The following is a 20896-nucleotide window of genomic DNA, read 5'->3' as shown; positions in this document are numbered from 1 at the left end:
GGGATCAGGCGGCCTCCTCACCTTGTGGGGGCATGACGGCGTCTAAATCTAGAATCCTGATCATCCGACCATCCACAATCGTCAACGAGGATACGAATGTTTGGGCGTGATCTGCCGCAAGGTCTGGCGGTGCCTGCATTTCTTCTGTGGGAATGGCTAGAATATCAGATACGGCATCGACCATAAGGCCAGCAGTACGCCCGCCTATGTCAACCACAATAATCACATTACGTTCTGTGTCATCGCCAGTTTTCAGACCAAGTCGAGCTGAGAGATCAAGTATGGGCAACACTGTACCACGCAGGTTGATGACGCCTTTAACAAAAGGGGGAGCGTGCGGTAGAGATGTTGCCTTTGCTGCGCCTCGTATTTCTCGAACTGACATTATGTCGACTGAATAGTCCTGCCCGCCAACACGGAAGGACAGCAACTCTATGGATGAGGTATCCGTTTGTTTTTCTGTGTCTGTCATGGTTTTATCCTGCAAGTTGAACTGGTAAGTTCCGTTTTTTGGTTTTTCCTGAGGCCTGACTCACGAGATCGGTTGGATCGAGAATAAGAGCGATTTGACCATCACCGAGGATGGTCGCTGCGGCGATGCCGGGCACACGACCATAGCTGCCTTCAAGACCTTTGATGACGACTTGTCGCTGGTCTTCAATCGCATCCACAGCCAAGGCGGCGCGGTTCCCATCTTCTTGTCCAATCAGAAGAACAATTCCACCAACATAACTATCTTGTGGTGGGCGATAGCCGAGCTCGGCACCTAGATCTAACAACGGGATAAAACCTCCGCGAATTTGAACAACATGGGTTTCGGGTCCAAGGGCCTTTAGGTCATCATCTGTCAATGTCAGAGTTTCTAAAATTGCATTTAGTGGCACGACCAATGTTTCCCCTCCGACGCGCACAACCATTCCGTCGAGAACTGCAAGAGTTAAGGGAAGGGAGATGGAGAATGTGGTGCCTTCGCCTTCAACCGAGGTAATGGTAATACGACCACCGAGAGATTGAATTGAGCTTTTCACCACATCCATGCCGACGCCGCGCCCTGAAAGGTTTGATATTTCTGATGCGGTTGAGAAGCCTGGCATGAAGAGCAAGCCGTCAATGTCTGCGTCATTGAGCTGCATTTCTGCAGTGATCAGCCCTTTTTCAATAGCTTTTTCTCGGACACGTTCTCGATTGATACCTGCGCCGTCATCGGCAATTTCGATAAGAATTCGACCTGAACGATGCTGTGCGGTCATGGTGACGCGGCCTTCGCGAGGTTTTCCAGCCGCTTCACGCTTTTCAGGAGTTTCCAAGCCGTGGTCAACGGCATTTCTGATCATATGAGTCAGCGGGTCAGCTAGGCGTTCGATGACAGTTTTATCAACTTCTGTATTTTCGCCTGCCGTATGAAGGCGGACTTCTTTACCGACTGAAGACGAAGACTCACGCACGATGCGCCCCATGCGCTGAAAAAGGGATTTGATGGGTTGTGCACGGATCATCATGACGGATTCTTGAATGTCGCGTGTGAGCTGCAAAAACTCTTCTAGGCCTGTTGAAACAGGTGAATTTGGGGCTATACCTGCTTCGGTTACTGATTGGCTGAGCATGGCTTGATTGATCACCAACTCGCCGACTAAGTTTACAAGTCTATCAATACGTTCCAGATCGACGCGCACGGTGGCTCGAGGTTGTGTTGGTGCTGACGATGCTTTGTTTGACGCAGGCTTTGGAGTCTCTTTGGCTGTAGTTTGCTTGGGAGATTCTTTTGTAATTTCTTTATTAGGTTCACCCGGTTCTGTTGTGGAAACGGCACTGTTATCGGGTGCTGGGACCTCAGATGGGGAAGTCGGTGTATTAAATTCATTTGGCAGATCAGCTATTGACGGACCATCATCATCAGGCGCTGAGAAATCTACCGGTGTTGCCAGAGGTGTAATGTCCAGTGTGCACAAACCATCTACGAATTCGAATACTTCTCGAACAGATTCAATAGGTTCTTCGGTAATTATCCGAAGTTTCCATGACAGGTGCCCCAAATCGGGGTCTAAGGCATCTAATGCCGGAATCTGACTGGTGAGGCATTCTACTTCGAGGTCTCCAAGATCTCGAAGTGCGCGCAAGAGATAGAGAGGTTCATTCCCAGAAGTATAGAGAGCTGTTTCTGGTTTGAATGTAATATCAAAGCCTTTTGCAGCAACAAGTTTTGGATCGGAATCTAAATCAGTTTCTGCGAGGTCTGGAACACCCTCAAGGGATGGCAACCCTGGGATATCAGGAAGGCCAGCGGTATCACCGAGGTCAAAAGACAGCGCCGCGGGGGTGAACTCTAGTTCTTCCTCATCTTCTTCCTCTTCGCATCCGACGAGTTTGTCGAGTAAATCAAGAATGGGGCTGGTTTTTTCTGGTGGAATGACGTGACCGTCACGGGCAGCGCGTATGAGGTCACCGAGCAAATCTGCACAGGAGAAAAATACACGAATAGCTTCTGTATCGGGCACAAAGCGGCCTGCACGCACTTCGTCCATCGCAGTTTCAAAGCGGTGCGCAAAGTGGACTAAATCATCCAACCCAAAAGCACCGGCACCGCCCTTGATGGAGTGAACTGCCCTGAAGACGACATTAATCGTTTCAGAGTCCGAGTCTCCATTGTCCATCAAGTTGAGACCATCTTGAAGGCTTTCTAGGAGTTCTTCACATTCAATAAAGAATGACGCGCGAATTTCTGCCATTGGATCGGACATAGGGGAACCTCTTATCCTGCAACCATTTGAAGGGCTTTGACTAGTTTCGTCGGGTCAAAGGGCTTGACGATCCAACCGGTTGCGCCAGCGGCGCGGGCTTTTGATTTGAGTTCATCCGCACTTTCGGTGGTGAGCACCAAGATTGGAATGCGGCTCCATTTATCTTCCGAGCGCACAGCATCCATGAAACCAAAGCCATCCATGCGCGGCATATTGATATCGGTGATGATAACGTCAGGCTCGATACCTTCGAGTACTTCCAGACCATGTATACCGTCTTCGGCCAAATGGGTTGTGAACCCAGCTGAGGATAGGGCGAGGTTTAGCATATCGCGCATGGTGCGGCTGTCATCGACAGCTAGGACTTCAAGGCTCATGTCCAGGACTCCGGTTGTGTTAGGTTTTCAGGTGTAAAGCCAAAAAGGCTCAGCAAATCGATGCAGTAATCAGACGCATTTACGAGACGCGTGGATTTTCCTGCTTCGTGCCGTGTTTTAATGGCGGACAAAAGAACTTGGAGCGATAGTGCCCCCAGGTGGCGAACTTGCCCTGCATCGATGACGATTTCGCCATCATCTATGGCCTGCAATTCTGAGAGGAGGGGGGGCACAGATTGATAATCAAGTCGATCATGAAGTTGAACGTGAACAGTCATTTTGTTTCCCCGTAGTTTCGATGATCAAAAGTCATTTTTACATTTCCTTGCAGAGCCAATCGTTTGAACATGTTTAAAGGGCAGTCCGTTAAGACCAGGTTACGTGTCGCAAAAAATCATTGGAGACACAAAAAAATCCCGCCGCAAATGCGACGGGATTTAGTAATTCGTAATTTTATCAGTTATTTAGGTGGATAGGTTGTGTAGGTGAGATGCGCAGCCTGTGAGGGCGGCATAATCATCTTCGATCACGGAAACAGCAAAGTTTTGCATAAACCCGGCAAAACGACCTTTATCTCGAAAGGCTTGTGTAAAGCCAAATCGTTCGAGGTAAGGGGTCATAGCGCGGGCTACACCGCCCACTAAATACACACCGCCAAAAGGCAATTGAATGAGAGAAAGATTGCCTGCGACGGTTCCAAGAATTTTGATGAACACTTGAACCGTTTCATCGGCACGCGGATCATCGCCACTCCCAACAGAGGTCATAATGTCAGCGGCAGACTTTTCGCGAGGATCACCAGCTTTGGTGCCTAAAAATAAATAGACCCGTTCAAGTCCGCGCCCCGACAGAACATCTTCGACAGCTGGAAACCCGTGTGCGTTTTCGACAAATTGGCACAGTTCGAGTTCTTCTTCGTTGCGGATCGGCAAATTTGCGTGACCACATTCTGAAGGGGCTACAAAGCGGCCTGCGTGAGTTTCAAAAACAGGCGCTGCATTAAATCCAGTTCCGACACCAATCACCAGACGCACCGCATTTGGAGAGGGCTCAACAGCGGCCTGAGCTTCGGTCACGCAGGTGATGTCATCGTCCGCCACATATCCCAAAGCGTGTCCTTGGGCTTGCAGGTCGTTCAAAATTGCGACGTTTTCGGCTTTTGTGGCACGGCGCAGGGTGTCTTTGTCGATGGTCCAGTCCAGATTGGTCATGGTGCCAACACCATCGCGCACAGGTCCAGCCACAGCAACACAGGCGCCGATACAATCCACGTCGCCTTCTTCTTCTATATAGCGGCGTAAAACAGGCTCTAAGCCAGGTTGCCCCGCATTGCTGTATTTACGGATTGTTTCAGGCAAAAGCGTGGTGCCGTTCACCAAAGCAACACGTGTGTTGGTGCCGCCGATATCTGCCACAAGGGACAGTGTATTTGCTGGGTGTTTGGTCATTGGTTACACTCGCTTTTGAGATTCTTTTAGCATGTTATAGGACGCTTTCGGCGTGCGCTCTAAGGTTTCAAAATCCACATGTACCACACCAAAACGTTTGTCAAATCCTTCGGCCCATTCGTAATTGTCAAACAGGGACCAGTAAAAGAAGCCTTGTAGATTGACGCCTTCATCAGATGCCTTTTTCATCGCAGCTAGGTGATCTTGAATGAATTGAATACGCTCGGGGTCGTGAACTGCGCCGTCTTTGACGTTATCTTCCCAAGCCATACCATTTTCAGTGACGTACACAGGAAGGCCGCCAACATAGTCATCTTTCAGACGTGTAAGAAAGTGGTGCAGGCCCTCTGGATAGATTTCCCAGCCCATTTGCGTTGTCGCGCGGTGGCCCGTCACAGGTTTTGTGTACGGCCAAGCGTGTGCTTGCGGATCATGCGCATGTGTTTTGCGGGTGTAGTAATTGACCCCAAGCCAATCGAGCGGCTGATGGATATGGGTTTTCATGTCGTCCTGCCACCCTTTGGGCAGGTGCGGTTCCAACCCCTCAAGCGCTTCGGCGGGGTAGGTGCCTTTGGTCATCGCTTCGATAAACCAACGGTTATAAATGGCGTCTTCAGTCTTGGCGGCAGCGATATCTTTGGGGGCGCTGGAAGCCGGATTTGCGTATTCAAAATTCAGAGCAATTCCAAGGTTTTGACGCCCTTTGGTGCGCAGGCGGTTCATGGCTTCGCCGTGGGCTTTGAGAACAAAATGCATAGCGCGGGATGCGGCGCGAATGTCGCGCAGGCCCGGTGCATGGATGCCATGGAAATGTGATAAGAACGCGGTGCACCATGGCTCGTTTATGGTGGCGATGCCTTGCATTCTGTCACCGATTTTATCATCGATAATCTCAACATAATCACCAAACCAGTTGTGCACATCAGGGTTGGTCCAGCCGCCCAAATCGGACAGAGCCGCAGGCATTTCCCAGTGGTACAAAGTTTGAAATGGCTTCAATCCTCGTTCCAAGATCGCATCTGTTAGGCGGTCGTAAAAATCTAGGCCCTCTTGGTTCACTTGACCCCGCCCTTCGGGCAAAACCCGCGCCCATGAGGTTGAAAAACGGTAGGCGTCAAAGTTACCGTCTTTGAGCAGATCAAGATCCTGCGGGTAGCGATGATAGTGATCGCAAGCGATAGCACCATCTTGCGCACGAACAACGTTGCCCGGTGTTGCTGCGAATGTGTCCCAATGTGTGGGACCTGCGCCACCAAATTGACTGCCTTCGATTTGATAGGCTGCGGTTGCTGCGCCAAAAAGGAAGTCTTTTGGAAAGTCTTTGCGGGTTAAAGTCATATTATGGCTCCATGGTGAGGCAGCAAATTTGAGTGGGGCGCTAAGTGTGATAGCGCTAACGATTGAGGTTTGGCAAATGCGTAAACTTTTGATCAAGTGTCGAGGTCTGCAGGTGTCAAATTGCAATCTATAACGTTATCGGGGCGTTTATTTGATTGTCATAGCGCTTTGGATTTCACAATGTCGCCTTTGACGCAAGTAATTTCTGACACGCGTACAGCGCCTAAACCTAAAATTAAGATCCTGTGCGGTCTTTAATTCGCGGATCTGGGGGCAGGGCCTGTGGTGTGGCCGATGATCAACTCAGCCTCAAGCAATACATGGCGCAACGGTTTTTCTGGATGATTGATTTGTTCGATCAGCAGTTCGGCGCAAATGGTGCCGGCTGTCCGGACAGAGGACCGCGTTGCCGTGTAAACGGGCTCAGTCCGTCCATTTTGAAAATACGACAATTCATCGTCGTGAATGATCAAAGACACTTCTTTTCCGAGCGTTAACCCCATCTCACTACAGGCGCGCCGCACACCGATTCCGACAATAATGGACGACACCAAAAGCGCAGTCGGCGCGGATGGCAGGGCAAGCACTTCCATCGTTGCAGTATAGCCGTAGTCTTCGGTCATTTCGTCAGAATAACAAAAATTAGGATTAGCAGTTATGCCAGCGGCGTCCAAGGCGCTTTGATAGCCAGCGCGTCTGCGCATCGCAAAGTCCATGCTTTCAATCCCGTTGAGCAATCCGATACGCTGGTGGCCAAGGTCGATCAAAAACTTTGTCGCGCGTTCAAAGGCGCGTTTATTGTTCACATCCACCCAAGCGTAATCTTGTTCAAGGTCTGCGTTGGATCGGCCGTGGACGACGAAAGGCATGTTCATGCTTTGCAACAGCTTAATACGTTGATCATTTTCAACTGGACCATGCACAATGACCCCGTCGACTGCTTCGGTCGCGGCGAACTTGCGATAGGCGGATTCTTCGTGCGTGTCAGGCACGATTGCCAAGTGCATATCATAGCCTTCACGGGAATAAATCTCGGAGGCACCAGCAATGAAATCGGTGAACACAGGGTTCACAACCTCATGTTTTGTTGACCTTGGGATGACATGCCCCACAACATGCGTGCGTCCTGTCGCGAGGCTGCGCGCACGTGTGTTTGGGGTGTAATTGTGCTCTTTCGCGGCCCGCCCCACACGTTCGCGGGTGGCTTCAGATACCTCAGGGTAGCCGTTCAGCGCGCGGCTGACGGTGGTCTGTGAGAGATTCAGAATGGTTGAAAGCTCTTTGAGATTCATAGGCACGATCCTTAAAAACGCTGTGCAGCGGAGCGCAAGAGTAGCCGTAAATGATGGGTTAGGCAAATTGTGAAATGAATTTATTTTGCCAGATAAATAAAATTATTTTGTCGGACGTGTGCTGTTTCGTAATCGCTTTAGGGTCGCCTTTCCGTATCTATCAAAGGGTTTTTCATTGACTTGATGTGCGCTTTGGACCAATGTTTGCATCACCAAAGCGCTTTGAAGGTTTATCAACTTGCCAAGCGAGTCGGTAACTTTACGCCCCAAAGTGGGCAATGAAACTGGGAGGTTTTATATGAAAAAGACACTTTTGACGGGCGCCGCAATGGCCGCGCTCTTTGCTGGTGCTGCGTCCGCGCAGGACTTGTCTGGCGAGACAATCACGGTTGCTGGCGCATGGCTTAGCCCTGAATCTGAAGTCATCGAATCTGTTTTTGATATTTTCGAAGAGCGCACCGGCGCAACTGTTAAGTACGTAGGTTCTGATAGCTTTGAGCAGCAAATCCGTATCGATGCCGAAGCTGGTTCTGCACCAAACCTTGCGATTTTCCCACAACCAGGTCTTGCGGCTGATCTTGCTGCGCTCGGTTTTTTGACGCCACTTCAAGATGGTTCTGCGGACTGGATCAAAGAAAATTACGCGGCGGGTCAATCATGGGTTGATCTGGGAACTTTCGCGGACAAAGACGGTGTTGATCAACTATTTGGTATGTTCTTTCGCGTCGATTTGAAATCACTCGTGTGGTACTCACCTGAAAACTTTGAAGATGCTGGGTACGAAGTTCCAACGTCTATGGAAGAGCTCAAAACTCTTTCTGATCAAATCGTTGCTGATGGTGACACACCTTGGTGTATCGGTCTGGGATCGGGTGCTGCCACAGGTTGGCCTGCGACGGACTGGGTCGAAGACATGCTTTTGCGCACGCAATCCCCTGACGTTTACGATGGTTGGGTGAGCAACGAGATTTCTTTTGACGACCCACGTATTGTCGCAGCAATTGAAGAATTCGGCGCCTTTGCGTTGAAAGACGACTATGTTGCTGGCGGGGCAGGTGCTGTTGCATCTACCGATTTCCGTGACAGCCCCAAAGGTTTGTTCGCGTCTCCTCCACAGTGCTACATGCATAAACAAGCGTCCTTTATTCCTGCGTTTTTCCCTGAGGGTACTGTTGTCGGCGAAGATGCTGATTTCTTCTACTTCCCAGCTTACGAAGGAAAAGACCTTGGGAAACCAGTTTTGGGTGCGGGCACAGTGGTTACAATCACAAACCCATCCAAAGGTGCGCAATCTCTGGTCGAATTCCTGCGTGACCCAGCGGCACATGAAGTTTGGATGGAAGCTGGCGGTTTCTTGACACCACACAAAGGCGTCGACACATCCAAGTTCTCAACAGACACAGCACGTGCGATGAACGACATTCTTTTGAATGCGACAACATTCCGTTTCGACGGATCTGATCTGATGCCTGGCGGCGTTGGTGCAGGGTCTTTCTGGACTGGGATGGTTGACTATGCAGGCGGCAAAGATGTCACCGAAGTTGCAACTGAAATCCAGTCTTCATGGGATGCTTTGAAGTAATTTAGGTATAAAAATTGAGGGCAGTCCTGTTTGATCTGGGGCTGCCCCTTTTGTCGATGTTGCGGTGATTTTTCTTTTTCTTGCGCATCCACGCTAAACTAAAAATCACCCAGTGGTGTTCATCGATCACTTTAAGCTTTTTGGGCTTGGAGCGCTCGTTGTGTGTTACTGAAGTACATTTGCTTTTGTACTGTTTTATCACGGGCCGTTTTGGTCTGTGATATGTTAAGAGTGTTGTTAAGCTATCAAGATCAATCAGTTGATATTGTTTAATAAATAAAGCGCTTAAGCGCGGTAGGAAAGGGACAGGATGCATCCGGCCATTCAGGGTCTTATGACCATCATCATCGGGGTAAGTGGCTGTGTCGGCTATTTTTACTTTTCGAATGTATTCTTGGATAAGGTGCTTTTTCCTGCGCGTGGTGTACATGCTGGTCGCAATATCAATCGCGCTAACATCGTGCGCCCTTGGTTGTTTTTGTTTCCAGCGCTTGCGGCTTTGTCGCTGTACCTAGCGTACCCTGTGTTTGAAACGCTGCGCCTGTCCTTGACAGATCGTAAATTGGACGGGGCTTTCGTCGGGCTTGCCAACTACAAACAAATGTTTTCAGAGCAAAAGTTCTGGGAAGCTTTGACAAACAATTTTCTCTGGCTTTTGGTTGTGCCGGCGATGTCGACAGTCTTTGGGCTTTTGGTGGCGCAACTCACTGACCGGATCAGATGGGGCGCTTTTGCCAAATCCGTGATTTTTATGCCCATGGCAATCTCGTTTGTCGGTGCCTCCGTGATTTGGAAACTGGTCTACGATGCGCGCCCAGAAGGAGCGGATCAGATCGGTATTTTGAACGCTGTCTATATTTTCTTGGGCGGTGACACTCCGCAAACTTGGCTGACAATGCCATTTTGGAACAACTTCTTTTTGATGGCCGTTTTGATCTGGATTCAAACCGGTTTTGCCATGGTGATCTTGTCCGCTGCGCTGCGTGGTGTGCCCGAAGAAACCATTGAGGCCGCTATCGTTGATGGGGCCAACCCGTTTCAAATTTTCTTTAAAATCAAGATGCCACAGATCATGGGCACTGTTGTTGTGGTTTGGACCACGATCACCATCACCGTGTTGAAAGTGTTCGACATCGTGTTCGCCATGACCAATGGACAGTGGGAAACTCAAGTGCTTGCCAACTACATGTACGACAAACTGTTCCGCGCGTCTGATTGGGGTGTGGGATCGTCGGCTGCGATGATTATCATGTTGCTGGTCTCGCCGATCTTGGTTTGGAACGTGCGCAATGCGCGCAAAGAAATGAAGTAAGGGAGAGGGCACATGGATAATATTGCAGGTCAAAAATCTTCCCTAACTTGGGCAGTCCACATTTCAGTCGTTGTCTTGGTGGCACTGTGGCTTTTACCAACACTTGGATTGTTTGTTTCGTCGTTTCGTTCTGCGGATCAGATTGCTGAAACTGGCTGGTGGAAGTCTTTGTTTTCGCAAGAACAAAACGTTGTTATTCGTACAGAAAAACCTGATCAGCAACAGCTGATCAATGATCTTTACGTGATCGATGGCAACCTGTTTGCGCTAGATGGCGCAGCGCAAGGCGAGGTGTCCGTTTGGGGGACATCGTCGAGAGAGATTTCCACCTATAAAGCGGGTGAAACAGCCGATTTAGGCGAAGATGGTCTTTTGACGGTTGAAGCCAATGGCGATTACCGCTTTCAAAACGATACTGAATTCACCGGCAGCCGTGGGCAGCGCGTCTTTTTGACGGCACAAACCCCGCCAAGCTTTTCGCTCGACAACTACAAGTTGGTGTTGGGTAAAAACTCTGGCACGTCATCGATGGCCAAAGCGTTTTTCAACACGATGACTGTGTCTATTCCGGCCACCATTATTCCGATCTTGATCGCGGCATTTGCGGCTTACGCTTTGGCGTGGATGGATTTCCCAGGCAGGGCTTTGTTGGTCGCGTTTGTTGTCGGTCTTTTGGTTGTGCCTTTGCAATTGGCGCTTATCCCTTTGCTCAGCTTTCATGGAGCGGTGGTCGAGATGACTATCGCAATCCTTGGAACCCCTGAGCCAGAGAATTTGCGCCGTTTTGCATCCGTGAATATGCTCGGCAGTCTCTTGGGCTATGATCCGGGTGATGCAGTATCGGCCAAAGGGTATCTTGGGGTTTGGATGGCACACACGGGGTTTGGTTTGCCGTTGGCGATCTATCTATTGCGCAACTACATGGTTGGTCTGCCCAAAGACATCATCGAAAACGCCCGTGTGGACGGCGCGACAGAGTTTCAGATTTTCGTGAAAATCATTCTGCCGTTGTCTTTCCCTGCCTTGGCATCCTTCGCGATCTTCCAGTTCCTGTGGACATGGAATGACCTTTTGGTGGCGCTTGTGTTCTTAATCGACAGCTCTGGGGATACCACCGTCATGACCCGCCAAATCGTTGAACTTTTGGGTTCAAAGGGCGGCAATTGGGAAATTCTGGCAACCGCGGCCTTTGTGTCGATCTCGGTGCCTCTCTTCGTCTTCTTCGCAATGCAAAAATATCTGGTACGCGGCCTGCTTGCCGGTTCCGTTAAATAAGAAAAGTCTCTCGTATATGAACGCTCAAACTTCTGAAACTTTCTCGCGCTCTGCTGACTGGTGGCGTGGTGCGGTGATCTATCAAATCTACCCACGGTCTTACCAAGACAGCTCTGGCGATGGTATTGGCGATCTTGCGGGCATTGTGAAACGCTTGCCGTACATCGCATCTTTGGGCGTGGACGCCATTTGGATTTCACCGTTTTTCACATCGCCAATGAAAGACTTCGGGTACGATGTCTCTGACTATTGTGATGTCGATCCCATGTTCGGCGCGCTCAGCGATTTCGATGCAGTGATTGAGACCGCGCACAAATATAACGTTAAAGTCATGATTGATTTGGTGTTGTCGCACACCTCTGATCAGCATCCTTGGTTTACCGAGAGCCGTGCGTCAAAAGACAATGACAAGTCGAATTGGTATGTGTGGTCGGATGCGAAACCTGATGGCACGCCACCTAACAATTGGTTGTCAATTTTTGGCGGTTCTGCGTGGCAGTGGGATGCGGGCCGGATGCAATATTTCTTGCACAACTTCCTCACATCACAGCCTGATTTAAACTTTCATGAGCCGCAGGTGCAAGACGCTTTGCTGGATGTCGGGCGCTTTTGGCTTGAACGTGGTGTGGATGGGTTCCGTTTGGACACCATCAATTTCTACACCCACGATGCCCAATTGCGTGACAACCCTGCTTTGCCCGCCGAGGCGCGTTCATCAAAAACCGCGCCTGCTGTCAATCCTTACAACTGGCAACAGCACATCTACGACAAATCACGGCCTGAAAATTTGACATTTTTGCGCAAATTGCGCGCTGTGATGCAGCCCTATAATGCTGCGGCTGTGGGCGAAGTTGGCGATGAACAGCTTGGGCTTGAAATCCTTGGCCAGTACACTGCTGGCGATGATATGATGCACATGTGTTATGCTTTTGAGCTGTTGTCAGGCGACAAACCGACGGCTGAGTACATCAAAGAGGTCATGGACAAAGTTGATGATGTGGCCAGCGACGGCTGGGCCTGTTGGGCCTATTCCAACCACGATGTCGTGCGTCACACAACGCGGTGGCAGCTTGACGATACAGCACAGCGTTTATTCACAACGTTGATGATGTGTCTCAAAGGCTCTGCGTGTATTTACCAAGGCGAAGAGCTTGGTCTGCCAGAATCCGACGTGGCATTTGAGGATTTGCAAGATCCCTATGGCATTGAATTCTGGCCTGAATTCAAAGGTCGCGATGGCTGCCGTACGCCAATGGTTTGGGACGATTCAAATCAAAACGGTGGGTTTACAAGTGGCTCTAAACCTTGGTTGCCAGTGAGCACAGATCATCTTGCATTGACTGTGGCCAAGTCCGAAACAAATCCGAATTCGATCATCCATCACTACCGCAAAGCCATTGCGCTGCGTCATGCTCACAGCGCCTTGAAAACAGGCGCGAGCAGCGCGATGCAGGTTGTGGATGGATGTTTGGTGTTCACACGCACCAACGATCAAGAAGAAATTTACTGCGCGTTCAATCTGACAGACAACACTGTCACACTCGACGCGCCAGTTGGCGATTGGCAGCCGATTGATCAAACATTGAGCTCCGTCTCTTCTGTGGACGGCAAATTGAATTTGGGGCCATGGACGCCCTGCATTTTGCATCGCAAAGTGTCTTAAGCGGGAGGCGACCACTATGGCAGATCTCAAACTGACGGATGTTGCAAAAACCTATGGCGGCAAAGTTGAGGTTCTAAAGGACATCAATCTCGATATCAAAACCGGCGAATTGGTCGTGTTTGTTGGCCCATCTGGTTGCGGTAAATCCACCTTGTTGCGGATGATCGCTGGGTTAGAGAAAATCTCAAGCGGTACGTTTGAAATTGATGGCGTCAAAATGAATGACGTGCCGCCCGCACAGCGTGGCATCGCGATGGTGTTTCAATCCTACGCTTTGTACCCGCATATGACCGTGCGCGATAACATGGCATTCGCATTGAAATTGGCCAAGAAAACCAAAGCGGAAATCGACGAAGCCGTCGGCAATGCTGCCAAGATTTTGCAGCTTGATGACTATCTTGATCGTCTGCCAAAAGCCCTGTCTGGCGGGCAACGTCAACGTGTAGCCATTGGGCGTGCGATTGTGCGTGACCCGAAAGTCTATCTGTTTGATGAACCGCTTTCCAACTTGGATGCCGCCTTGCGTGTCGCCACACGGATCGAGATCGCCCAGCTCAAAGAATCCATGCCCAATTCTACCATGGTTTACGTGACCCACGACCAAGTTGAAGCAATGACTTTGGCCGATCGCATCGTGGTTTTGGCCAACAAAGGCATCGCGCAAGTCGGTTCTCCTCTGGACCTATATGAACGCCCTGACAATGAATTCGTGGCACAGTTCATCGGCTCTCCGTCAATGAATCTGATCCCAGGTGAAATCACTGAAACAGGCGCGCAGACCACTGTAAAATTGGTTGGCGGCGGCGTGGCTGTTTCTGCCATTGCGACGCAAGCCTCTGACAAAGGCCGCAAAGTCAACGTTGGCGTACGCCCCGAAGATTTTACCACGGTCAAAGGCACTGGTATCGTTAACGGTACAGTGAATTTCACCGAAGCCTTGGGCGAAGTCACCTTGGTGTATTTCAAAGGCGAGCGCGGCGAAGACCCGATCATTGCCAAGTTGCTTGGCATTCACAAAGGGTTGCGTGGCAGCCAAATCAGCCTCACCGCCGATCCTGCCAAAGTGCATATGTTCGCGGATGGCGTGACAATGCGCACTTAGAGCGCTCAAAACGCTGTGCACGCTTTTTAAATGCAAATGCCGCCTGAATTGGATGATCCCAGTTTGGGCGGCATTTTTGATAGTATTTGATCTGCATATGATATGCACCAAACGCGCCCCCGCGACACCCGAGCGCAGGCCCAGATATAGGCGGGCTCTAGTATAGGGTAGGGGAAAATGATATTCGTTTTTTGTAATATGTAGGACACGCCATGACATTGCCCAACACGCCCCCCAATCAACGCCTTGCGCCAAAGCCCTTTAATGCAGCCCCTAAAGGTTTGTGGCGTGCGACGCCGTTGGCGATTTTTCCACCTATTTTAGGTTTGTTTGGCATCGGTTTGGCTTGGCGTGCAGCGGCGGTGCATTTTGGCGCGCCTGATTGGATCGGTGAGATGATCCTTGGCGCGGTGAGCCTGCTCTACATATTTTGCGCCATTGCTTACAAAGCCAAAGTGATCCGCAGGCCGTCAGCCTTGTTGGACGATGCCAAAATTTTGCCGGGTCGTGCTGGGCTATCTGCCGCGACAGCTTCGATGTTTTTGTTTGCTGCGACTTTGGTGCCCTATTGGTCTCTTGGGGCGAAAATCGTGTTGATTGCGGGGCTTTTTGCCCATGCAGTTGGTGCGCTTGTGATCATTCGCGCATTGATTTTGGGCCCGTCTGAACAACGTCGTGTCACCCCGGTGTGGCATTTGAGTTTCGTTGGTTTTATCATCGCGCCCGTGGCCGCTGTACCGTTGGGATGGCATGACTTGAGCGCTTTGATTTATGCCACCACTTTGCCCATTGCTGTCGCGATTTGGCTGATCTCAGCGCTGCAATTTATGCGCGCTGGTGTGCCCGCGCCGCTGCGGCCTTTGCTTGCCATTCATATGGCGCCTGTGTCTTTGTTTGGCATCGTGTCAGTGCTCTTGGGCTATGACACTATTGGGTTCGCCTTTGGATGGCTTGGTTTGACGGGGCTTTTGATGTTTCTCGCCAGCGTGCGTTACTTGACCCAAAGCGGCTTTTCCCCGATGTGGGGCGCTTTCACCTTTCCCATGGCCGCTTTTGCGAACTTGATGTTCATGGTGGCTATGATCATGCCAATGCCGTTTCGCATCATTGGTGGGATTGAGCTGGTTTTAGCGACCCTTGCGGTTGTCTACATCGCCTATAAAGTCATGCAGCTTTGGACCAAAGGTACGTTGTCTAAGCTGACCAATGCCTCGACCGTCTAGGTTGTACTTTGCTAAATATTGCGGTTTTCAGGGTGTGAGCCGCAATTTGCACTTTGCATTGCGTCCATTCCATGACAAATAAACGTGCCAAACCGTATCACCCGTGGAGAGACCCGATGGAGATTCGTGAGGCCCTCACATTCGATGATGTTTTGCTCGTTCCGGCAGCGTCCAGCGTTATGCCGACAACAGCAAACACAGCGACATATGTGACCAAATCGATCAAACTGAACATACCGCTTTTGTCGTCCGCAATGGACACAGTCACCGAAGCCCGCATGGCAATAGCCATTGCGCAAATGGGCGGGATGGGCGTTATTCATAAAAACCTGAACGTTCTGGAACAGGCCACTGAAGTGCGTCGTGTCAAACGGTTTGAAAGTGGGATTGTCTACAATCCAATCACTCTGACCGCAGACCAAACCATCGCTGACGCGCAAGAGCTTTGTGATCGTTACAGCTTTACAGGCTTTCCTGTTGTCGACGGGTCTGGCCGTGTTGTTGGTATTGTCACCAACCGTGATATGCGTTTTGCAACCTCACCAGAAATGCCCGTGTCACAGGTTATGACCACCAAAGACCTTGCAATCTTGCATGAGCCTGCGGACCGCGACGAAGCCATTTCATTGATGAAAGCCCGTCGCATTGAAAAGCTGCTTGTCACAGATGATGCAGGCAAATTGACGGGGCTTTTGACGCTCAAAGACACGGAAACCACCGTTTTGAATCCATCTGCCTGCAAAGACGACCTTGGTCGTTTGCGTGTGGCGGCGGCGACATCTGTGGGCGATAGCGGTTTTGAGCGCTCAGAGGCTTTGGTCGATGCAGGCGTTGATATGCTTGTGATCGACACCGCTCACGGCCATTCCCAAGGGGTTTTGGACGCTGTTGAACGTGCGAAAAAAGCCTTTGGCGATAGCGTTCAAATCGTTGCGGGCAATGTGGCCACAGCTGAAGCCACCAAAGCGCTGATCGGCGTTGGGGCGGATGCGGTCAAAGTGGGGATCGGACCTGGGTCCATTTGCACCACACGTATGGTTGCGGGCGTTGGTGTTCCACAACTCACCGCCATCATGGACTGCGCCAAAGCGGCGGGTGATATTCCGATCATCGCTGATGGCGGCATCAAATTCTCTGGTGATTTTGCCAAAGCCATCGCGGCAGGGGCGTCGTGCGCCATGGTCGGATCAATGATTGCGGGCACAGACGAGTCGCCCGGCGAAGTGATCTTGTACCAAGGTCGTTCGTTCAAAGCCTACCGTGGCATGGGATCGCTTGGCGCCATGGCGCGTGGTTCTGCGGATCGCTATTTCCAAAAAGACGCAGCTTCAGACAAACTCGTGCCCGAAGGCATCGAGGGGCAAGTCGCTTATAAAGGCGGCGCGGGCGCGGTGATCCACCAACTTGTTGGCGGATTGCGGGCGGCCATGGGCTATACTGGCTGTGCCACAGTTGCCGAGATGCGCAAAGACTGTAGCTTTGTGAAAATTACGGGGGCAGGGTTGAAAGAAAGCCATGTCCATGATGTGCAGATCACGCGGGAAAGCCCGAATTACCGCGTCGGATAAAACCAAAGACTGCGGGGGCTTCGGCCCCCGTTTCTCATTTATGCAGCCCAACCAAACGGACCCATACTATGACCCCTGTTGCCCGCATTTCTGCTGCGATTGAAATTCTTGACCAAGTGATGGCAGGTGAAGCCGCCGAGCGGGTTTTGACCTCTTGGGGGCGTGGTCATCGGTTTGCTGGTTCCAAAGATCGTGCCGCCATTCGCGATCACGTTTTTGATGCGTTGCGTTGCTTGCGATCCTATGCGTGGCTTGGGGGCGCAGGTGGTCGCATTGCGGATGGCGATGATGGCCCAGCCCCAACAGGGCGTCAGTTGATGATTGGCGCTTTGCGCAGCACCGATACAGACTTGGGGACTGTCTTTAACGAAGATCGATTTGCCCCTGCGCCGTTGAGCACAGAGGAACTTGATTTGCCCGATTTGGCACAGGCTCCGCGTGCGGTGCAACTGGATTGTCCCGATTGGATTTTACCGTTGTATGATGCGGTCTTGGGCGATGACACGGATGCGGTTTTGGCCTGTACACAGCGCCGGGCGCCTGTGTTTCTACGTGTGAATTCAAACAAAGCCACGCTGACGCAGGCGCAAGACGCGCTTGGTGTTGATGCGATCGAAGCAATTACACATCCCCTGTCTCCCTGTGCTCTTGAAGTGACCCAAGGCGCTCGTGCTGTTGCGCGGTCGCAAGCCTATTTGACCGGTGTGGTCGAGTTACAAGACGCAGGGTCGCAGGCGATTATTGATGCCTTGCCTCTTGCAGATGGCATGCATGTTTTAGACTACTGCGCTGGGGGTGGGGGGAAATCTTTGGCAATGGCTGCAAAAGCGGACTTGTCTATCACAGCCCATGATATTGATCCCGCGCGCATGCAAGATATCGCGCCGCGAGCCTCGCGTGCAGGCGTGCAGATTAAAACGGCGCGGATGAACGATCTTGAGGCCAACTATGATTTGGTCCTTTGTGATGCGCCCTGTTCAGGGTCTGGGTCTTGGGCGCGTGCGCCTCAGGCAAAATGGTTGCTACAAGACACCCGCCTGCAAGATTTAACGCAGCTTCAAGCACATATTTTGGATGAATCCGTCCCACGTGTGCGCTCTGGTGGATCGTTGGTTTATGCGACATGCTCGCTGTTCGCCGTTGAAAATACAGATCAGGTTGCAGCGTTTTTAACACGTCACCCTGAGTTTTCGTTGAAAATGGATCGCCTCATCACTCCTCTGGACGGAGGCGATGGATTTTATGTTGCCGTTTTCACCAAAAATTCCTGATTATTCCACCTAAGCGTTTAATTTTGTTGTGAATACAACTTTACCGATTAATTTTGCGCGTCTATCGTTTGTGAAAGAGTCTTAAAGTGTCATTAACCTTAATGCTGCAGAGTAAGGCCAAACAAATGTGACGCGTGACATGCGCTAGGGGGCTTGATGACAGGCAATGTACTGACATCTGGGAAATTCACCAAACTGGCACAAAAACTGTCGCCCAATGCGTTAAAGATTGGGGCAGGTGGCGCTGTACTTTGCACTGTTGCTTTGCTTTTTCCTCAATCAAAATTGGGCCTTTTGATTTTAGCTGTCGGGGCGGTTCTACTGTGGTCTGCATTGATCGTTCGCTTTGTGTCTTGGCGACATACCAATGCCCGAAATCGCATTCACGCTTCAATCTCTGCGTTTGTTGAACATGATGCCGCGCCGTCATTTACCACCGATAGTGATGGGGTGATTGACTATGAAAACATTGCCGCCATACAGCGTTTCGGCAAGCGGGGTGGGCAGACGCAGTTTGGGGCGTTGGAGGCTATGTTTGCGGCTCCAAATGCGACATTTTCGCGTTTGCAAGCCTGCGCGCTTGCCAAAGGAGCGGCCCGTGAAGATGTGGTTATGGGCCAAGGCCACATGCGCCTATCCGTCCATTCGATCGGTGATGGTGGTTTTTTGTGGCGCCTCGAAGATATGGCTGATCGCAGTATAAAATCCACGATAGATTCCATTGCCTTGCCGATGCTGACCTTGTCAAAAAACGGCTCGGTGTTGTTTTCCAATGATGCGCTGCGGCGTCTTATTGGGCACCGAGATAGTCAGTTGGATCGTATCATTACAGATTTGCCCTTGCGCGCTGGCGACATTCATATGTTGGCAGGGGCTGAAGGGCGGATTTATGCCCGTGTGGCCGTGTTTGATACGCCACCTCAGGGTCAAGAAGTCTACTTTTTACCGGAAAAAACGCCTAATGTGAACGATTGGGATGCCTTTGATGCGCTGCCCGTGGCGTTGCTGCGCGTTGGGTTAGACGGCTCAATCACGCAATCCAATCGGCCTGCACGTGAGATTTTATCCGTGATTGGGACAGAAGGTTTGAGTCTTGGCGATGTGGTCGAAGGGCTTGGGCGGTCCGTTGTGGATTGGGTGTCAGAGGTCGCAATGGGGCGGGCCAGAAAACCCGAATTTGTACGTGCCTCTCGTTCAAATAACGATACGTTTTTACAGGTGTCTTTGAACCGGATCGAGAGCAAAGACACGGTTGAACTTATTGCTGTTTTGTCTGATGCAACTGAGTTGAAATCACTGGAAGCCCAATTTGTGCAAAGTCAAAAAATGCAAGCAATCGGGCAGTTGGCGGGCGGTGTCGCGCATGATTTCAACAACCTATTGACCGCAATTTCAGGTCATTGTGATTTACTTTTATTACGTCACGATCGGGCTGATCCTGACTATGGCGATCTGGTGCAAATCCATCAAAACGCCAATCGTGCAGCATCGCTTGTGGGGCAATTGTTGGCATTCTCACGCAAACAAACGCTCAAACCCGAGGTGATTGATCTGCGCGATACGTTGGCGGATCTTACACATTTGCTTAATCGTTTGGTGGGGGAAAAAGTATCGTTAACCCTGTCTCATGATGCCGGGCTTTTACCCATTCGTGTTGATAAACGCCAGTTAGAACAAGTGGTTATGAACCTTGTTGTGAATGCCCGCGACGCGATGGTGGCGGGGGGCGAGATCAAAGTCGAAACCCGCAATGAAATCTTGACCGCAGATTTGGTGCGCGACCGTGCCTCTGTGCCCGAGGGGGAATATGTTTTGGTCAAGGTGACGGATCAAGGTGTTGGTATTCCGCCTGAGCGGCTACAAAAAATCTTTGAACCTTTTTTCACCACCAAGCGCACGGGCGAGGGCACGGGGCTGGGCTTGTCCACGGCGTATGGCATTATCAAGCAAACTGGCGGGTTTATTTTTGTCGATTCTGTTGTTGGCTCAGGCACATCGTTTTCTATCTATTTGCCTGCGCATACGGCCTTGGCAGAGGCCATCGTCGAAGTGACACCCCCTGTGGCGACGGTTTCGACAAACTATGCCGAGCGCGGGACGGGTGTTATTTTGCTGGTTGAGGATGAGGCGCCTGTGCGTGCTTTTGCCTCGCGAGCTTTGCGGATGCGGGGCTATACGGTGATCGAAGCAGATTGCGCCGAAGAGGCACTGGAAACACTGGCGGATCCAGAGCTTACCGTGGATATCTTTGTCACCGATGTAATTATGCCGGGGATGGACGGGCCAACTTGGGTGTCAGAGGCGCTTAAGGCGCGTCCAAATGTGAAAGTTGTGTTTGTTTCAGGTTACGCCGAGGATCACTTTTCAGAACAGCAAGCTCGTATTCCCAATTCGGTGTTCTTACCAAAGCCTTTCTCTTTGTCCGAATTGACCTCAACAGTTCAGGAGCAGTTGCTCTAAAATATAAATTTACGGCACATGCAGATGCTATGTTTTTATTTGTATATCAATTGGTTATTTTTATTCTTTGATGTGATTGTGTAAGGGAGTTGCAGTGACCCTCCAAACTTTCAATCAAATATTAATCATATCGATTAATTCTGTTTTTATGAAAAATGTATTGAAATGTTCTCCTTTTGGTCTCATATAGGTCCTTAAGAACAAGAGGCGAACATGGGCAAACACTTTGATTGTTGCGCAGGCAGAC

16 protein-coding genes are annotated in these 20896 nt (G+C 50.7%); 9 read left to right on the top strand and 7 right to left on the bottom strand.

The window, feature by feature from the left end:
* Window positions 1–4: 4 nt before the first annotated feature.
* The 7 genes from BM025_RS10365 to BM025_RS10335 form a co-directional block, all read right to left on the bottom strand.
* A complete protein-coding gene (locus tag BM025_RS10365) occupies window positions 5–472 on the bottom strand; it encodes a chemotaxis protein CheW (protein WP_085849526.1) in 468 nt (155 codons plus the stop codon).
* A gap of 4 nt (window positions 473–476) precedes the next feature.
* Window positions 477–2738, bottom strand: coding sequence for a chemotaxis protein CheA (locus BM025_RS10360; RefSeq protein ID WP_085849525.1), 2262 nt, complete (start codon window positions 2736–2738; stop codon window positions 477–479).
* 11 nt (window positions 2739–2749) lie between these two features.
* Window positions 2750–3115, bottom strand: a complete 366-nt coding sequence (locus tag BM025_RS10355) for a response regulator (RefSeq protein ID WP_085849524.1) — start codon at window positions 3113–3115, stop codon at window positions 2750–2752.
* The gene (locus BM025_RS10350; RefSeq protein ID WP_085849523.1) at window positions 3112–3393 is read right to left on the bottom strand and encodes an STAS domain-containing protein; all 282 of its coding nucleotides are present in this window, start codon (window positions 3391–3393) and stop codon (window positions 3112–3114) included. Before BM025_RS10350 ends, BM025_RS10355 begins: the two co-directional genes overlap by 4 nt.
* 186 nt (window positions 3394–3579) lie before the next feature.
* On the bottom strand, window positions 3580–4563 hold the full coding sequence (locus BM025_RS10345; protein ID WP_085849522.1) for a glucokinase: 984 nt from the start codon (window positions 4561–4563) through the stop codon (window positions 3580–3582).
* 3 nt (window positions 4564–4566) lie between these two features.
* Window positions 4567–5901, bottom strand: a complete 1335-nt coding sequence (locus BM025_RS10340) for a GH1 family beta-glucosidase (RefSeq protein ID WP_085849521.1) — start codon at window positions 5899–5901, stop codon at window positions 4567–4569.
* A gap of 254 nt (window positions 5902–6155) precedes the next feature.
* The gene (locus BM025_RS10335) at window positions 6156–7193 is read right to left on the bottom strand and encodes a LacI family DNA-binding transcriptional regulator (protein WP_085849520.1); all 1038 of its coding nucleotides are present in this window, start codon (window positions 7191–7193) and stop codon (window positions 6156–6158) included.
* A 298-nt stretch (window positions 7194–7491) separates the two neighbouring features.
* Between BM025_RS10335 and BM025_RS10330 the strand changes: the two genes are divergently transcribed.
* The 9 genes from BM025_RS10330 (at window position 7492) to BM025_RS10285 (ending at window position 20649) form a co-directional block, all read left to right on the top strand.
* The gene (locus tag BM025_RS10330) at window positions 7492–8775 is read left to right on the top strand and encodes an ABC transporter substrate-binding protein (protein ID WP_085849519.1); all 1284 of its coding nucleotides are present in this window, start codon (window positions 7492–7494) and stop codon (window positions 8773–8775) included.
* A gap of 310 nt (window positions 8776–9085) precedes the next feature.
* Window positions 9086–10087, top strand: a complete 1002-nt coding sequence (locus tag BM025_RS10320; protein ID WP_085849517.1) for a carbohydrate ABC transporter permease — start codon at window positions 9086–9088, stop codon at window positions 10085–10087.
* A gap of 12 nt (window positions 10088–10099) precedes the next feature.
* Window positions 10100–11362, top strand: coding sequence for a carbohydrate ABC transporter permease (locus BM025_RS10315; protein ID WP_085849516.1), 1263 nt, complete (start codon window positions 10100–10102; stop codon window positions 11360–11362).
* 16 nt (window positions 11363–11378) lie between these two features.
* A complete protein-coding gene (locus BM025_RS10310) occupies window positions 11379–13025 on the top strand; it encodes an alpha-amylase family glycosyl hydrolase (protein WP_085849515.1) in 1647 nt (548 codons plus the stop codon).
* A gap of 16 nt (window positions 13026–13041) precedes the next feature.
* Window positions 13042–14127, top strand: coding sequence for an ABC transporter ATP-binding protein (locus tag BM025_RS10305; protein WP_085849514.1), 1086 nt, complete (start codon window positions 13042–13044; stop codon window positions 14125–14127).
* A gap of 212 nt (window positions 14128–14339) precedes the next feature.
* Complete coding sequence (locus BM025_RS10300) at window positions 14340–15350, top strand: TDT family transporter (protein WP_244515598.1); 1011 nt, start codon at window positions 14340–14342, stop codon at window positions 15348–15350.
* A 116-nt stretch (window positions 15351–15466) separates the two neighbouring features.
* The gene (guaB, locus tag BM025_RS10295) at window positions 15467–16918 is read left to right on the top strand and encodes an IMP dehydrogenase (protein WP_085849513.1); all 1452 of its coding nucleotides are present in this window, start codon (window positions 15467–15469) and stop codon (window positions 16916–16918) included.
* 68 nt (window positions 16919–16986) lie between these two features.
* Window positions 16987–18189 carry an RsmB/NOP family class I SAM-dependent RNA methyltransferase gene (locus tag BM025_RS10290; RefSeq protein ID WP_085849512.1) on the top strand — a complete coding sequence of 401 codons (1203 nt, stop codon included), beginning with the start codon at window positions 16987–16989 and terminating at the stop codon, window positions 18187–18189.
* Between the two features lie 156 nt (window positions 18190–18345).
* Entirely contained in the window at window positions 18346–20649 is a 2304-nt protein-coding gene (locus BM025_RS10285; protein ID WP_085849511.1) for an ATP-binding protein, read from the top strand.
* The last annotated feature ends 247 nt before the right edge of the window (window positions 20650–20896 follow it).

Origin of the sequence: Pacificibacter marinus (assembly GCF_900109555.1) — a bacterium.
GTDB lineage: Bacteria > Pseudomonadota > Alphaproteobacteria > Rhodobacterales > Rhodobacteraceae > Celeribacter > Celeribacter marinus_C.
Note: the sequence above shows the minus strand (reverse complement) of the source record. Positions and strands in the feature narration are given on the sequence as shown.

Coding starts and splice junctions, on each gene's coding strand:
- guaB (WP_085849513.1), top strand. CDS start 15,467: ATGGAGATTCGTGAGGCCCTCACATTCGATGATGTTTTGCTCGTTCCG.
- BM025_RS10355 (WP_085849524.1), bottom strand. CDS start 3,115: ATGAGCCTTGAAGTCCTAGCTGTCGATGACAGCCGCACCATGCGCGAT.
- BM025_RS10340 (WP_085849521.1), bottom strand. CDS start 5,901: ATGACTTTAACCCGCAAAGACTTTCCAAAAGACTTCCTTTTTGGCGCA.
- BM025_RS10350 (WP_085849523.1), bottom strand. CDS start 3,393: ATGACTGTTCACGTTCAACTTCATGATCGACTTGATTATCAATCTGTG.
- BM025_RS10335 (WP_085849520.1), bottom strand. CDS start 7,193: ATGAATCTCAAAGAGCTTTCAACCATTCTGAATCTCTCACAGACCACC.
- BM025_RS10310 (WP_085849515.1), top strand. CDS start 11,379: ATGAACGCTCAAACTTCTGAAACTTTCTCGCGCTCTGCTGACTGGTGG.
- BM025_RS10320 (WP_085849517.1), top strand. CDS start 9,086: ATGCATCCGGCCATTCAGGGTCTTATGACCATCATCATCGGGGTAAGT.
- BM025_RS10290 (WP_085849512.1), top strand. CDS start 16,987: ATGACCCCTGTTGCCCGCATTTCTGCTGCGATTGAAATTCTTGACCAA.
- BM025_RS10345 (WP_085849522.1), bottom strand. CDS start 4,563: ATGACCAAACACCCAGCAAATACACTGTCCCTTGTGGCAGATATCGGC.
- BM025_RS10330 (WP_085849519.1), top strand. CDS start 7,492: ATGAAAAAGACACTTTTGACGGGCGCCGCAATGGCCGCGCTCTTTGCT.
- BM025_RS10360 (WP_085849525.1), bottom strand. CDS start 2,738: ATGTCCGATCCAATGGCAGAAATTCGCGCGTCATTCTTTATTGAATGT.
- BM025_RS10365 (WP_085849526.1), bottom strand. CDS start 472: ATGACAGACACAGAAAAACAAACGGATACCTCATCCATAGAGTTGCTG.
- BM025_RS10300 (WP_244515598.1), top strand. CDS start 14,340: ATGACATTGCCCAACACGCCCCCCAATCAACGCCTTGCGCCAAAGCCC.
- BM025_RS10315 (WP_085849516.1), top strand. CDS start 10,100: ATGGATAATATTGCAGGTCAAAAATCTTCCCTAACTTGGGCAGTCCAC.
- BM025_RS10305 (WP_085849514.1), top strand. CDS start 13,042: ATGGCAGATCTCAAACTGACGGATGTTGCAAAAACCTATGGCGGCAAA.
- BM025_RS10285 (WP_085849511.1), top strand. CDS start 18,346: ATGACAGGCAATGTACTGACATCTGGGAAATTCACCAAACTGGCACAA.